The organism is Candidatus Poriferisocius sp. (genome assembly GCF_965214065.1).
Taxonomy (GTDB): Bacteria; Actinomycetota; Acidimicrobiia; order Acidimicrobiales; family Bin134; genus Poriferisocius.
The window spans coordinates 82,946-96,953 of the sequence record NZ_CBDCAT010000023.1; the positions used below are offsets into that span (position 1 = coordinate 82,946).

14 protein-coding genes and 1 pseudogene are annotated in these 14,008 nt (G+C 66.1%); 11 read left to right on the plus strand and 4 right to left on the minus strand.

All coding sequences use genetic code 11. The features are described from left to right. The first annotated feature begins 149 nt into the window (after positions 1 to 149). Complete coding sequence (locus ACOOGG_RS01825; protein ID WP_420431691.1) at positions 150 to 494, plus strand: carboxymuconolactone decarboxylase family protein; 345 nt, start codon at positions 150 to 152, stop codon at positions 492 to 494. A 165-nt stretch (positions 495 to 659) separates the two neighbouring features. Beyond that, entirely contained in the window at positions 660 to 1,022 is a 363-nt protein-coding gene (locus tag ACOOGG_RS01830; protein WP_420431693.1) for a TauD/TfdA dioxygenase family protein, read from the plus strand. 10 nt (positions 1,023 to 1,032) lie between these two features. Here the strand turns inward: ACOOGG_RS01830 and ACOOGG_RS01835 are convergent, their stop codons facing one another. Continuing rightward, positions 1,033 to 1,890 (minus strand): MBL fold metallo-hydrolase, encoded by an 858-nt coding sequence (locus tag ACOOGG_RS01835; RefSeq protein WP_420431695.1) that lies wholly within the window; start codon positions 1,888 to 1,890, stop codon positions 1,033 to 1,035. 2 nt (positions 1,891 to 1,892) lie between these two features. Next, positions 1,893 to 2,795 carry an LLM class F420-dependent oxidoreductase gene (locus ACOOGG_RS01840; protein ID WP_420431697.1) on the minus strand — a complete coding sequence of 301 codons (903 nt, stop codon included), beginning with the start codon at positions 2,793 to 2,795 and terminating at the stop codon, positions 1,893 to 1,895. Positions 2,796 to 2,862: 67 nt separating this feature from the next. On the opposite strand from ACOOGG_RS01840, the gene ACOOGG_RS01845 reads away from it, so the two are divergent. The 4 genes and pseudogenes from ACOOGG_RS01845 to ACOOGG_RS01860 all read left to right on the plus strand — a co-directional run. Continuing rightward, complete coding sequence (locus ACOOGG_RS01845; RefSeq protein ID WP_420431699.1) at positions 2,863 to 3,939, plus strand: amidohydrolase family protein; 1,077 nt, start codon at positions 2,863 to 2,865, stop codon at positions 3,937 to 3,939. 4 nt (positions 3,940 to 3,943) lie between these two features. Beyond that, entirely contained in the window at positions 3,944 to 4,981 is a 1,038-nt protein-coding gene (locus ACOOGG_RS01850; RefSeq protein WP_420431701.1) for a hypothetical protein, read from the plus strand. Positions 4,982 to 5,002: 21 nt separating this feature from the next. Then, entirely contained in the window at positions 5,003 to 5,308 is a 306-nt protein-coding gene (locus ACOOGG_RS01855) for a hypothetical protein (RefSeq protein WP_420431703.1), read from the plus strand. Between the two features lie 12 nt (positions 5,309 to 5,320). Further along, positions 5,321 to 5,551, plus strand: a pseudogene (locus tag ACOOGG_RS01860) (UGSC family (seleno)protein); the annotation flags it as partial. 24 nt (positions 5,552 to 5,575) lie between these two features. On the opposite strand, the gene ACOOGG_RS01865 reads toward ACOOGG_RS01860, so the two are convergent. Continuing rightward, positions 5,576 to 6,784: a phytanoyl-CoA dioxygenase family protein gene (locus ACOOGG_RS01865; protein ID WP_420431705.1), complete on the minus strand. Its 1,209-nt coding sequence runs from the start codon at positions 6,782 to 6,784 to the stop codon at positions 5,576 to 5,578. A 57-nt stretch (positions 6,785 to 6,841) separates the two neighbouring features. Further along, complete coding sequence (locus ACOOGG_RS01870) at positions 6,842 to 7,675, minus strand: SDR family NAD(P)-dependent oxidoreductase (protein ID WP_420431707.1); 834 nt, start codon at positions 7,673 to 7,675, stop codon at positions 6,842 to 6,844. A gap of 113 nt (positions 7,676 to 7,788) precedes the next feature. Here ACOOGG_RS01870 and ACOOGG_RS01875 point away from each other — a divergent pair, with 113 nt between their 5' ends. The 5 genes from ACOOGG_RS01875 to ACOOGG_RS01895 are packed head-to-tail and all read left to right on the plus strand — an operon-like array spanning position 7,789 to position 14,004. Continuing rightward, on the plus strand, positions 7,789 to 8,628 hold the full coding sequence (locus ACOOGG_RS01875) for an SDR family NAD(P)-dependent oxidoreductase (protein WP_420431709.1): 840 nt from the start codon (positions 7,789 to 7,791) through the stop codon (positions 8,626 to 8,628). Continuing rightward, a complete protein-coding gene (locus ACOOGG_RS01880; RefSeq protein WP_420431711.1) occupies positions 8,625 to 9,362 on the plus strand; it encodes an NUDIX hydrolase in 738 nt (245 codons plus the stop codon). Before ACOOGG_RS01875 ends, ACOOGG_RS01880 begins: the two co-directional genes overlap by 4 nt. Continuing rightward, positions 9,359 to 10,747 carry a hypothetical protein gene (locus ACOOGG_RS01885; protein WP_420431713.1) on the plus strand — a complete coding sequence of 463 codons (1,389 nt, stop codon included), beginning with the start codon at positions 9,359 to 9,361 and terminating at the stop codon, positions 10,745 to 10,747. The genes ACOOGG_RS01880 and ACOOGG_RS01885 overlap by 4 nt, the downstream gene beginning before the upstream one ends. Positions 10,748 to 10,798: 51 nt before the next feature. Continuing rightward, entirely contained in the window at positions 10,799 to 13,171 is a 2,373-nt protein-coding gene (locus tag ACOOGG_RS01890; RefSeq protein ID WP_420431715.1) for an HAD-IC family P-type ATPase, read from the plus strand. Further along, positions 13,171 to 14,004, plus strand: a complete 834-nt coding sequence (locus ACOOGG_RS01895; RefSeq protein WP_420431717.1) for an enoyl-CoA hydratase-related protein — start codon at positions 13,171 to 13,173, stop codon at positions 14,002 to 14,004. The genes ACOOGG_RS01890 and ACOOGG_RS01895 overlap by 1 nt, the downstream gene beginning before the upstream one ends. Positions 14,005 to 14,008: the final 4 nt, after the last annotated feature.

Consider the following 14,008-nt stretch of genomic DNA (forward strand, 5'->3'; position numbering starts at 1 on the left):
CAGGACCGATCCCCATAGGCTACAAGTATTGGCATCAATGCTGGACTTCCAACCACGGAGCCGGGGAGTTGCCGGTCGCAGAAGCTTCGGCACAGTGAATTTCGCGCACCGCGTGCGGCCAGTAGCCACCGTTGGGGTACGGTCGGGCCATGACTGAACCTCGTCAACCTGATGTGCTCAGCCGCCTGCCGATTCCTGAGGAAGTCCGCGAAGACGTGATGGAGATGTTGAGGGTCGGGCCCTCGGCGGTGTGGGGTCGTCCGGTGCTGAGCCGACGGGAGCGCAGCCTGGCCACCATCGCCATGATGACTGCATTGGGCAACGAGTTCGCCATCCGCGAGCACATCATCATGGGCTTGGACTCCTTCGGCCTCAACCGAACCGAGATATGCGAGGTCATGATCCAAGCCGCCATCTACGCCGGCTTCCCGGCGGCCATGAAGGCCTTCGAGATCGCCACCGACATCTTTGCCGAACGCGACTCCACTGACTGAGGCAAAAGGCTGTCGGCCACAATGGGGATTGTGCGCCGTCATCCCGATGGTCCTCGGGTCATGCACCGGCTACCCGATGGCTGGGAGCCAGCCCAATTTGAGCGGTTCGAAGTGTCCCCGGTGGCCCCACCATTGGCACTGAGCTGAGCGGCCTGTCGCTGGCTGATGTGGACGACGAGCTCCTATGCCGACAAGTACGGCGACGAGTTGGACAAGTTACGGGCCGAAGTCCCTCCAGTCGTCCACCCAGTGGCCCGTACCCATCCCCGCACCGGCCGCCTCACCTTGTTCGTGAACGCAGGGTTCACCACCGAGCTGATCGACGCCGACGGCTCACCAGTCGACGACAGCGACGAACTGCTCAACCAGCTCTGCCGCCAAGCCGAAATCCCCGAATACCACTGCCGCGTTCGCTGGGCGCCAAACACCGTGGTCATCTGGGACAACCAGGCGGTCCAGCACTACGGCGCCAACGACTACTACCCCTCCCGCCGCATCATGGCCCGCGCCTCTGTTTCAGGAGGATGAGGCTCCCTGCTTACGTCTTCGCGGTGAATACCCAGCGGCCGTCGGCGTTTGACAGGTGGCCGCAGCTGGGGCCGGCGAAGTGGGTGCCGAAGATTAGGACGCCGGAGTCGGCGTAGCGGTCGCGGAACTCCACTCGGGTGGCGGAGGCTCTCGGTGGGTCGTCATCGGCGGTCATCACCCACTCGGGGGCGGCGAACTGCACGGGGTGGTGGACGAGATCGCCGGTGATCACCGCCTCTTGCCCTGCGGATGAGATGCGCACGCTGACATGGCCGGGGGTGTGGCCGGGCGAGGGCTCGAGGCTGATCTCATCGGTCACCGCATGGTCGCTGTCCACCAGGTCGGCTAGGCCCGCTTCGAGCACCGGGCGCACGGCGTCGCCGAAGGTGATGGCGGCACCCTCGGCACCGGAGTCCCAATACTCGTACTCGGTGCGACCGAACAGGTAGCGGGCATTGGGGAAGGTGGGCACCCACTGGCCGTCCACCATGATCGTGTTCCAGCCCACGTGGTCGAAATGCAGGTGGGTACACAACACGATGTCGATGTCTTCGGGCTCGTACCCGGCGGCGGCCAACTCGTCGAGGAACCCGTCGCCCAGAGGGCTCATCTCAGGAAGCATCTCGATGGGGCGGTTGCCGATACAGGTGTCCACCATGACGGTCTGGCCCTCCGACTCCAACACCAGGGCGTGGATGGACAGGGCGAGGTCGCCGGACTCGTCCAAGAATTGAGGAGCCAGCCAGTCGGCGTTGGCCTCGAATACCGCCATGTCAGGCTCCACATACATTCCCTCGGGGGGAACCGGTTGCAGGATCTCCCGCACCAGGGTCACCTTCACATCGCCGATCTGAGTAATCAATGCCATGGCTATCCTCTTATCTTGTCCAGGACTTCGCCCTGGTAGCGGGCGACAAATCTCCGGATGTCGTCGATGTCGGTGCTGCCCGACTCGGCGGCCGACACGATCAGCCGGTTGAGGCCCGACTCGGCGTACTTCTCTATGAGGCCCAAGTCGAACGAACCGCCCCGCTTGTAGCTGCCCGGCCACACCGTCATCTCGATGGCCTCAGGATCCCGGCCGTGCTCGATGGCGGTGGCCCGGATGGTGGCCACTCGGTCGGCATAGTCGTCGGGAGAGATCACATAGGGGTAGAAGCCGTCGCCGATGCGCCCGGCACGCCGAGCCGCCCGCCCGGTGCTGCCCCCGATTACGATGGGCGGCCCACCGGGCTGAGCCGGATTGGGCAGGCTCTCGCACTCGGTGAAGCTCACCGCGTTGGATTCGTAGGTGCGGTAGCCGGGAGCCCACAGCTCCCGAAGGGCGCCGATGCACTCGTCTAGCCGATCGCCACGGCCCTCGTAGGGCACCCCGCAGGCGGCGTACTCCTCGACCTGCCAGCCGCTGCCCACCCCGAGGATCACCCGGCCGCCGCTTAGGGCGTCGAGGGTAGCTACCCGCTTGGCCATCACCGCCGGCGGGTGCAAGGGAAGCACCACCACCCCGGTGCCCAACCTCACCCGCTCGGTAACCGAGGCCATGAACGCCAGCATCTCCAGCGGGTCGGGCATCACCACACCGGGGGCGCCGGGCATGCGGCCCGACTCCGAGTAGGAGTAGCGGGGCTCGTAGTTGTTGGCCACCACCACGTGCTCCACGGTCCAAATCGACTCCACTCCCTCTTCATCCATCGCTTGGGCAAACTGGGTAACCCAGCGGGGATCGGTGACGACCGACTCGTGCATGTGGGGAAGGACTCCAAGGCTGACCATGGGCAGAAGATTACGCACTGCCCGCCCGGCGCGGGCCACTGCACCCCGGAGGGGTTAGCTTCATAGGATGCCGGAGCATCTGGTAATCGACGTGGACGGCCACGTTTTCGAGCCCGACGAGCTGTGGAAGCAGTACCTGCCGGCCAGGTTCCACGAACAGCGGCCCCGGCTGATCACCGACGAGCGGGACACCACCCGATACGTGATCGAGGGCAAGGTGATCCCTCCGGGCACGGGCACAGGGGCCTGGGCTCCCGAGGGCATCAGGGAGTCGACAACCCTCCGCGAGGGCGGGGTGGACCCCGGGCTGCGGTTGGCCGACATGGATACCGAGGGTATCGACATCGCCGTGCTGTACGGGGCCATGTCGCTCGGCCTATACGCCGGATCAGACCGAGACCTCACTATCGCCTGCTGCCGGGCCTACAACAATTGGCTGGCCGACTGGTGCTCCGCCGACCCCAACCGGCTCCGGGGCACTCCGGCACTGCCCCTGAAGTGGATGGATGAGGTCGTGGCCGAGGCCGAGCGGTGCGTGACCGAGTTGGGATTCGTGTCGCTGACCGTGCCCTGCGCGGTGGGCGACCGCAACCCCGACCACCCCGACAACGATCCCCTCTACGACCTGGCCGAGCAGCTGGATGTGCCTTTGGGGTTCCATGCCGGGGGCTGCCGGTTCGCCAACAGCCGGTTCACCGACGCCTACGCCCAGCTCCACGTGATCGAGTTCCCGTTCAATCTGATGTTCGCGGCCACAACGCTGATCTGCGGCGGGGTGTTCGAGCGGTTCAAGGGGCTGCGAGTGGCCCTGTTGGAAGGCGGGGTGGGCTGGGTGCCCCACACCCTGGAGCGCTTGGACGAGCACTACGAGTACCGGAGCCACGAGTTTGACGCCATCACCAAGCCGCCCGGCGAGTACCTGGCCGAGGGGCGGCTGTTCGTGTCCACCGAGGGCGAACACGGGCTGCCGCAGGTGATCGAGCAGATCGGCAGCGACATCATCGTGTGGGCGTCGGACTACCCCCACTGGGACAGCGGATTCCCCACCAGCGTGACCGGCGTGACCGGGCGTACCGATTTGGATGCTCACGCCAAGCAGGCGATTTTCGAGGCCAACCCCAAGCGGCTCTTCGGATGGGATTGAGCCGATGAGCGCGATAACCGCGGCCGAGACCATCGAGGAGTGGGTGGAGCTGGCCCACTCCGAAGGGTTGACCGACGGACTGCCGGTGTATCCCCCCACTCGAGCGGCGGTAGACGCCCTTGTTGCTGCCTCGGGCCGGGACCCCGAACAGCTGTTGGGAGCCATTCCGCCGCGGGGTGGAGCGGCCACCGTGGAAGTGGTAGCGGCCAATGCGGTCATGGCCGGCTGCAAGCCCGAGCACTTCGAGGTGGTGCTGATCGCCGTCGAGGCCATGCTGGAGGATCGCTTCAACCTGCGGGGGGTGGTTACCACCACCCATCCGTGCTGGCCACTGGTCATAGTGTCGGGTCCGGCGGTCGAGCGGCTCGAAATGGCCCATACCGAGTCGGTATTCAGCGGCGGCGGGGCCCACGCCAACGCGGCTATCGGCCGAGCCATCAAATTGCTGTTGTGGAACGCCGGTGGGGCCACTCCCGGCGAACCGGTCAAAGAGGTGTTCGGCCATCCCGGCCGCTACGCCTTCTGCGTGGCCGAATCGCCGGCCAGCCCGTGGCCAGCTCTGCACCAGGACCGAAGCATCGATTCCGACAGCGGCATCACGGTGTTCGCCTGCGAGTCCCCCACCAGCGTGGCCATGTGGGGGGCCGACGACACTCCCGTCAATCGCCTGGCCCAGCTAGCCGATGCCATGGCCATAAAGGGGTGCAACAACACCCACACCATGGGCGAAACCTTGGTGGTGCTGACCCCCAACGAGGCCCGCCACCTAGCTGAGCAGGGCTACGACCGGACCGCCGTGCAACAAGAGCTGTGGCAGCAGGCCCGGCGGCGCATCGGTGACCTGCTCTCCCCCGGAGTTCCCCCCTATGCTTGGTGGCCCGACTGGGTAGACGCCGACGATACCAACACGCTGGTGCCGGTCACCGAGCGGCCCGAGGACATCCACGTGATGGTCACCGGGGCCGAGTCGATCCCCTGGATGGCGGTGTGCGCCGGCTGGGGGAATCTGGGCGGCTACGCGGTGAGCCGGGCGCTGGACTGAGGGAACTGGCAGGATTAGAGGGTGAAGTTGATCGGCGAGCTGGTTGATCCCCGAGGCGAGGTGGTGGTCAACGACGGCGAACTGGCCCCCCGGAGGGGCCACACCCAGGGGCCGCTGATCATCGGATTCCTGGTCAACGAGTACAACCCCTCATCGGGGCCCGACTTCACCCGCTACACCGAAGTGCTGGAGAGAGAGTTTCGCCACCGCCTGGATGTGACTGCGGTGGTCCGCCAGCACAAACCAGTGCTCAGCCGCCCGGCTGGCGACGACATGCTGGCCTCGTTCCGGGCTTGCGCCGGGGTGGTCAACGGCCTGGCTAAATGAGGCTCATGCACGTCGGGCAGTGTGCTCGACGCCGTGAACCTGGAAAGGCTGGGCATCCCCACCGTCACCGTGGTCACTGAGCCCTTCACGGTGGCCGCCAACACAGTGGCCCGCTCCCTGGGCCTGCCCGATGTCCCCCGAGTAGTGATCCCCCACGACTACCTCAGCGAAGACACCGACGCCGTAGCCAAGAAACTCGAACCCCTGTTGGAAGAGATCGTCGACCGGCTGCTGGTTCGCTGAACGGCCGGACAGCCAGGCGGCTGCTTAGCCGCTCTGCTCTTGGAATTCCTCGGGGCTCATGATGCGCCCACCGTCTTTGAACAAGATGTCGTTGTAGCCCTGGCCGGGGGGGATGAACTCGGCCCAAAGGGGCTTGTGATAGCCCACGTAGATGGTGCGGCGACCGCCGGATTCGGGGGCCGCGGCGGGGGGCGGGGCGCCGTGCATCGTGTGGCCGTAGTGGACGGTCACGTCACCGGGCGAGGCGCTGATGGCCACTGTGGGCCAGTCGTCGCTCACCCGGCGAGCGCGGTTGGACGATTTGTTGGAGCCAGCGAGGTAGTGGAGTTGGCCGTTGGCCTCTGAGCATTCGTCAAGCTGTATGCCGATGCTCACGGTGGGACAGGTGACGGAGTGCCCGCCGGTGCCGCAGTCCCGGTGCCAGGGCAGGTCGGCCAAGCCCTCCACGATGCTGGGCAGCTTGATGACTACCGATACGCCGTCGCCCCGCTCGGGATAGGCGGCGAAGTCGTCTCCGCCCAGCGCGCCGATACCGTCCAAACGGCGGTCGCCGACCAAGCCGAGCATCAGCTCGCTGCGGTCGTCCATGTGGGTCACCCGACAGCACACTTCCTCGCCATCGGCGTTGGTGGCCCACCAGGAGCGGTGATCTTCGGGGGTGGCTGCGCTCCGCTGGCGCTCCACCTCAGCCCGCAGGGCCTCGATCTCCTCGGCGCTGAACACGCCTTGGATGTGGAGGAATCCGGCCTCGTCGAGGAACCGGCTCATCTCCTCGTGGTCGTCGTCAAGGGTGAAGCTCCGTGAGAGGTCCACCGTGGGCTCCCACCCCTCATACAGGGGACGACCGTGGTACATGGCCAACAGAACCGGCTCGAAGTCCTCGAACAGCCCGAAATCACCTCGGACCATCTCGGCGGCCTCGGCATACAGCAAGCCGACCCAAGTCCACAGCTCGGCCACGTAGTTCGACCAGTCCTTTTCGCTGACCTCCACCACCAGCTCGGCGTCGTCGCCGGGGCGGAGTTCCACTCCCTTATCGCCGATCGCATAGGTAATCGACCGCCCGTCGGTCAGCCGCCAGGCGAAGCTCTTAGCCAGGGCCCCGGCTCCGATATCCGCGGCCAGCGCTCCATGGCCCTCGGCCAGGCGCCGGGGCAGCTCATCGGCATGGAAATCGTCGAAGTCCAGGGTGTCGAACAGGGGAAGACGGGGAGCTTGGTCCACTACAGCCATGACAAGAATTTAGTCCACCGCGGCCAAGGGACCCCGAAGCGACTGGAGGAGACCGAGCTAGAACTCCATTCCCGCATAGGGATCGGTGGGATTGCGGCGGGCCTCAATGTCGGTGAACCGCACCGCGGCCGCCTCTGGGGTGATGTCGTGGGTGAACACCCAGAACCGGTCTTCGGTGATGGCATCCACCACTTTGGCGGCCACATCCGATGGAGCAATGCCCCGAGCGCTGAGGGTCTCCCGCAGCGGGGTTATGATGGCGTTCTGCGTGGCAGTCAGCTCCGCTCCATAGGGACGGTTGCGCTCGGAGTGGAATATCCGGGTGTTCACTAGATTGGGGCACAGGCACGACACCCCGACACCTTGGGGATGCACCTCTCGCCACAGCGACTCGGTAAGACCCACAACGGCGTGCTTGGTGGCGCAATACATGCCCAGTAAGCCGTTGGTGACTAGTCCGGCCTCCGACGCGGTGTTGACGATGTGTCCCTCCCCGGCTTCCACCATGAGCGGCGCAAACGTGATCACCCCGTGGGCCACGCCCATCACGTTCACCCCCACGATCCATTCCCACTCTTCGGGAGTGGTCTCCAGCATCATTCCGGCCGGCCCCACGCCAGCGTTGTTGCACACCACATGCACCCCGCCGTATGACGACAGGGTTTGCTCGGCCAGGTCCTGCACCGAGGAAGCGTCGCTCACATCGCACAGCACGCCCAGCACATCGGCGCCCTCGGCCCCGAGTTGGGTGGCCGATGCAGCCAATGCCTCCTCCTCCACGTCGGCCATCACCACCGGCATGCCCTCGGAAACAAACTTCTTGGTCAGTGCCAACCCGATCCCGCTGGCCGCACCGGTAACCACCGCGACCTTGCCCTTGAGCTCTTTCATGGTCACAACCCCTCGTTCTGGGCCTCTGGCAACTCATCATGCCAGGGTTGCCGCCAAGCCGATGATTTCTGCGCGACTCAGCACACCGAGCGACAGGCCGTAGGGTGAGGGGGATGGCTGATCCTGTTGTCGATCTCACCGGTGCCATTGTGATCGTGGCCGGGGCCGGAGGAGGTGGCATGGGCACTTGTTCTTGCGAGGCCGCGCTGGCTGCCGGTGCCGAAGTGGTGGTTGTGGAGCAGTCTCCCGAGGAGTTGGACAAGCTCGACCTGCTCTCCCGCCCGGTGGTCAAAGTCCAAGCCGACCTCACCAAGCCCGACGCCCCAGCAGCCATTGTCCAGGCCGCACTCAATGCCCATGGCAGGATCGACGGGCTCATCAACGTGGCCGGCGGTACCAGCATCGAGGACTTCGGCCCTCTGGTCGACATCAACCACCAGGGCTGGGACCGGGTCATGGCCAACAACCTCCGCTATGTGGCATTCCTCAACCGGGCTGTGGCCCGGGCCATGATCGACGCGGGCACCGGCGGTGCCATGGTCAACGTCTCCTCCGTTAGCAGCCTGGCCTCCCAGCCCTTCCTAGCCGCCTACGGGGCGGCCAAAGCCGGGCTCAACTCCCTCACCCGCACCATGGCTGTGGAGTGGGGCGGCCACGGCATCAGGGTCAATGCCATTGCCCCCGGTACCATCACCACTCCCCGAGCCGGGGACCATGAGTCCCCTAAAGCGGCCAAACGGGCCATTCCCCTCGGCCGCCGAGGCCATCCCGCCGAGATCGCCGCTGCCGCGGTGTTCTTGCTCAGCCCCCAGGCCAGCTACATCACCGGACAGGTGCTGGCAGTGGACGGCGGCATGTCGGTAAAGCTGGCCATGTTGGGCGACGACAACGCCCCGGTGTTCGTGACCGACCCCGAGGTGCGGGCGCGGATGATGGGAATTGAATCCCCATGAGCGACTACCCCCGCAGCGCCGGGCGCGAGCGATTCACCGACTGGGCCGGCCAAGACGACAACGCCCCCGAATTGGTTGCGGCTGCAACCGTGGTCTTGTTGCGAGACGCCCCCGGAGGGCTGGAGACCCTGATGATGCGGCGCAATTCCCAGCTCAGCTTCGTCGGCGGCATGTGGGTGTTCCCCGGCGGCCGGGTGGACGACGACGACTACCCCGTCGGGCAACCAGATGACGTTTTCGCGGCCAGCCGGGCCGCCGCAGTGCGAGAAGCCGCCGAGGAGGCCAACCTGGACATTGGCATTGACAACCTGGTGCCCTACTCCCACTGGGTGCCTCCCACCACCATTGACAAGCGCTTCGCCACCTGGTTCTTCCTCGCCCCCGCGCCCGCCGGCACAGTCACCGTGGACGGCGGCGAGATCAAAGAACACGCTTGGTGGCGACCGGCTGACACCTTGGCCCGCCACGCCGTCGGCGAGATCGATATGGTCCCGCCCACTTTCGTCACCCTGATGGAGTTGGCCGAGCATCCCACCGTCGAACATGCCTTGACCGCGGCACGCGGCCGAGCCGGCGACATTCCGCACTACGCCACCCACATCGGCCTCGACGGCAAGGTCCCAGTGTCGATGTGGCACGGCGACGCCGGCTACGACACCAATGACGCCAGCGTGCCCGGTCCCCGGCATCGCCTCACCCTGCATGAGGGCGGCTGGCGGTTCGAGCGGACATGAGCCGCGGCGCCACCCGCGAGCCCGCGGTGTTGCGCCGGGCGCCGGCCGTGCTCGTCGCCGCCCTCGTTGTCCTCACCGCCGCGCTCATCGGGGCTTGCGGGTTCGGTTCGGGCGACTCCCCAGTCGAGATCGCTACAGCCGCTCCCCAGCCTTCATCGACGCCTGTCCCGACTACCTCGCTGCCCGCCGACCTCGGCCCGGTGACTCACGCCGACCCCGTGTTCCAGCCTGATGGCAACCGGTTGGCCACAGGCCTGGGGTTGGGCACAGGATTCATTCAGCAGGTAACCACCAAGGACATAAATCTCGGCAGCAACCCCACGTGGGTAACCGGCGCCAGCACACCCGACGGCGACGTCTGGGTGGTGGCCCTAGCCGACGGGACGGTGGTCGGTTACCAGGTTCCCGTCGGAGGTCAGCCGGTTGAGATCAACGTCCCCGGCGAACGGCTGATCCCCGGCCAGCCGCCGGTGCTGGCTGTTCAAGGCAGTTCGGTGCGCCTGGCCACCACGCCGGCCAATGCGTCACCCAACAGCATTCCCGTGTATCTGACCGGAAGCCGCGCCGTCTATGTGGACAATCTTCAACGGCTCACCGTCCTTGAGCCCGACGGCACCCTGTGGCGGCCCGACCTTGAGGTTCTGCCCGACTCCCGAGTCGTCCAGATCAGCCCCGAACAGGTGCTCGTACTAGCCGAGCCGACCGACCGATATCCCCACTCCTCCCTGGGCGACAATCTCGAGGCGACCACCGCCGTGGTGGTGACGGTGGGGGTGAACGAGGTCGAGACGGTCTATCGATCTGAGGATGACGTCATCGAGTCCATCGCTCCCCTGCTGGCCGATGTGGACGGCGACGGGATCGACGACGTGGCCCTTACTGTCAGCAACGACCGGGAGGCCTGGATAGTGGTGGCATCGAGCACCGGCGGCGGGGTGGTGGCAACCAGCGATCCGGTGGACCGCCTATTGGGCTGGCGGCAACTGGTGGCCGTGGGCCCGCTTGGCCCCAACGAAGAGGTCGAGATCGTCGAAATCCTCTATCCCGACGACAACGGCTCGGTCCGGTTTCTGTCTCTGGTCGGGAGCGAATTGCCGGTGGTGGCCACCCGCACGGGCTACCGGTCTCACGAATTCGGGTCCCGCAACCTCGAGCAGGTACTGGCCGCCGACGTCGACCGAGACGGCCACATAGAGGTGATCGTGCCCACCCTCGACCGGCAGAATATCGCCGGCGTCCGCCACGGCGCCGATGGAGCCGTGGACATGTGGAGTCGTCCCCTGGGTGGAACGCTGGCCACCAACATCGCCGTGCTGACCCGCCCCGACGGCACGCTGTCGATAGCCGCCGCAACCCTTGAGGGCTCCCTGCGTATTTGGCAGTGAGCCAGTACAAGTCTGACCGCACCCATTCAGAGCCGATAGCTTCAAAGCCTGATGGCCCCTGAGACCGCTCCGCACCCGACAGCCGAGGTGAATCCGGCGAGAGGACTGGCCAGCGAACAGGTGGCTGAGCGAGTGGCCGCGGGGCGCACCAACCAAGTGCCGGATGCCCCGGTGCGCACGCTGCCCCAGATTCTGCGGGCCAATGTGTTCTCCCCGGTGAACGGCATCATGCTGGCGCTTTTTGCCGCAATCTTGATCGCCGGGTTCCCCCGCGATGGGCTGTTTGTGGGAGTGGTGGTGTCCAACGCGGTCATCGGGGTGGCCCAGGAGATTCGGGCCAAACGCGAGCTGGACAGGCTGGCAGTGCTCAGCGCTCCCAAGGCCCGGGTGGTGCGCGACGGTGAGGTCTCCGAGGTTGGCGTCAGCGAGGTGGTGGCCGACGAAGTGCTGGAGCTGGCCCCCGGCGATCAGGTGGTGGTGGACGGTATGGTCCTGACTTCTTCCGGGCTGGAGGCCGACGAGTCACTGCTCACCGGAGAAGCTGATCCCATGGAGAAAGAGGCTGGCGACGAGTTGCTATCGGGCAGTTTCGTAGCCGCGGGCAGCGGGAGGTACCAGGCCACCCGTATCGGTGCCGAGTCCTATGCCAGCTCCCTGTCGGAAGAGGCCAGGCGCTTCACTCTGGTCAACAGCGAGCTGCGCCGGGGCATCGACACCGTGCTGCGCTGGCTCATCATCATCATCCCTCCGGCATCGGCGCTGCTGATTTTGGTGCTGCTCGACACCGAGGATCGTTGGCAGAACGCCCTCCAGGGCACGGTGGCCGCCGCGGTGGCCATGGTCCCTGACGGTCTGGTGTTGCTCACCAGCCTTTCATTTGTCGCCGGGGTCGTAGCCCTGGCCCGCCGCCGGGCACTGGCCAAAGAGCTGGCCACCGTGGAGCTGCTGGCCCGCACCGACGTGCTGTGCCTGGACAAGACCGGCACCATCACCACCGGCCACATCAGCTTCGGCGAGGTGGAGAGCTTGCCCGGAGTTGATCCCGCGCTGGTGGCCACCTCTCTCGGGGCCATGGCCCACGGCGACGAAGCCCCCAACGCCACCATGCTGGCAGTGCGCGACGCCTTTACGGCCCCCGACGGCGATACTGCGGGCGGCTGGGCCCCGGTAGGCGCCACCCCGTTCTCCAGCGCCCGCAAGTGGTCGGCCATGGAGTTTCGCAGCCACGGGGCCTTCTATCTCGGGGCGCCGGATATTATCGCCGGAGATCTTCCCCATGTGATGAGCCGGGTGGCGGTACACGCCGAGGCGGGCCGGCGCACTCTCCTCTTGGCCCGCAGCCCCGAACCACTGGCCGACGAGACCCTGCCTGAGAGCCGGACTCCGCTGGCCCTCATTCTGCTGGAAGACACTATTCGCCCTGACGCACCCGAGATCTTGGCCTACTTTCGGGAGCAGGGGGTGAACCTCAAAGTGATCTCCGGCGACCACACCGCCACGGTGGCCGCGGTGGCCCAGCGGGCCGGCATCCCCAACGCCCACAACCACATGGATGCCCGTGACCTGCCCGACGACACCGACGAAATGGCCAGGGCACTTGCTGAAAATGCGGTGTTCGGACGGGTCACCCCCCAGCAGAAGCAGGCCATGGTGGGGGCGCTCCAGTCGAGAGGCCACACCGTGGCTATGACCGGCGACGGCGTGAACGACGTGCTTGCTCTCAAAAGCGCCGACATGGGCATCGCCATGGGCAGCGGGTCGGCTTCTACCCGGGCGGTGGCCCAGTTGGTGCTGCTCGACAACTCATTCGCCACTCTGCCGGAGGTGCTGGCCCAGGGGCGCAAGGTGATCAACAACGTTGAGCGGGTAGCCAACCTGTTCGTGACCAAGGCCTCCTATGCCGTGCTGCTCACCGTGCTGGTGGGCATCTTCACAGTGGAGTACCCGTTCCTTCCCCGTCATCTCACGCTCGTGGGCACCTTTTCCATCGGCGTGCCCGGGCTGTTTTTGGCCCTGGCCCCCAGCACCGAGCTGATCCGCCCCGGTTTTCTGACCCGAGTGCTGCGGTTCTCGATCCCTGCTGGGGTACTGGCCGCGGTGGCGTCGTTTTTCGTCTACGAGATCGCCCGTCGCCACGACGAAGTGACCCTGCCAGAGGCCCGCACGGTGGCCACGTTCACCTTGCTGGGAGTGGGGCTGGTGATCTTGGTGGTAATCAGCCGTCCGCTGCGCCCGTGGAAGATCGGTCTGGCCGCGGCCATGGCCGGGTCTTACTTGCTGGTGATGGTATGGCCGTGGGCCCGGAATTTCTTCGAACTGGACATCCCCCCGGCCTGGATGTGGATCCCCACCATCGCCGCAGTGCTGATTGCCGGTGCCGGCGTGGTTACCATCCCCCGAGCCTTGAGGAGATACCAGCACTAGTGACTGACGACTACCAAGACATCTCCCTGTTGGTCGACGACCAGGTGGCGGTGATCACCCTGAACCGCCCGGAGAAGCTCAACGCATTCAGCTCTCTGATGGGCACCGAGCTGTCCGACGCCCTGCGCCGCAGTGATGCCGACGAGGAGGTGCGGGCAGTGGTCATCACCGGGGCGGGTCGGGCCTTCTGTGCGGGCGCCGACTTCTCCGGCGGACCGGGGGTGTTCGGCACCCCCAACCCCGACGGATTCCGCTCCGACGCCCTCGAGTTCCATCCCTGGGACGTGCGCAAGCCGGTCATCGCCGCCATCAACGGTCATGCCGTGGGCTTGGGCATGACCATGGCCCTCCAATGCGATATCCGCTACATCGCGGCCGACGCCCGATGGGGCATCGTGCAGAACCGCCGAGGAGTGCTGCCTGATTTCCGTTCCCATTGGACCCTGCCTCGCACGGTTGGCCACGCCAAGGCGCTGGAGATCCTGCTCACCGGCAAGATGTACACCGGCACCGAGGCGGCCGAGATGGGGCTGGCAACGGCCGCCCTCGATGCCAGCAAGGTGCTGCCCGCCGCCATGGAGACCGCCAAGGACATCGCCGTAAACGTGGCCCCGGTTTCGGTCGCCCTCAGCAAACGGCTGCTGTGGACCACTTCGCCCGGCGACCAGGGAGTTATCAATGATAGGGAGCGGCGCATCCACCTCCATGTCATGGGCCAGCCCGACGCCACCGAGGGAGTGATGGCCTTTCTGGAGAAGCGCCCGCCAGAATGGTCTCTCACCCTCGCCGATCACTGGCCCGACTGGATGCCTCCTGCCACTCAAGACGAGTAGAGCC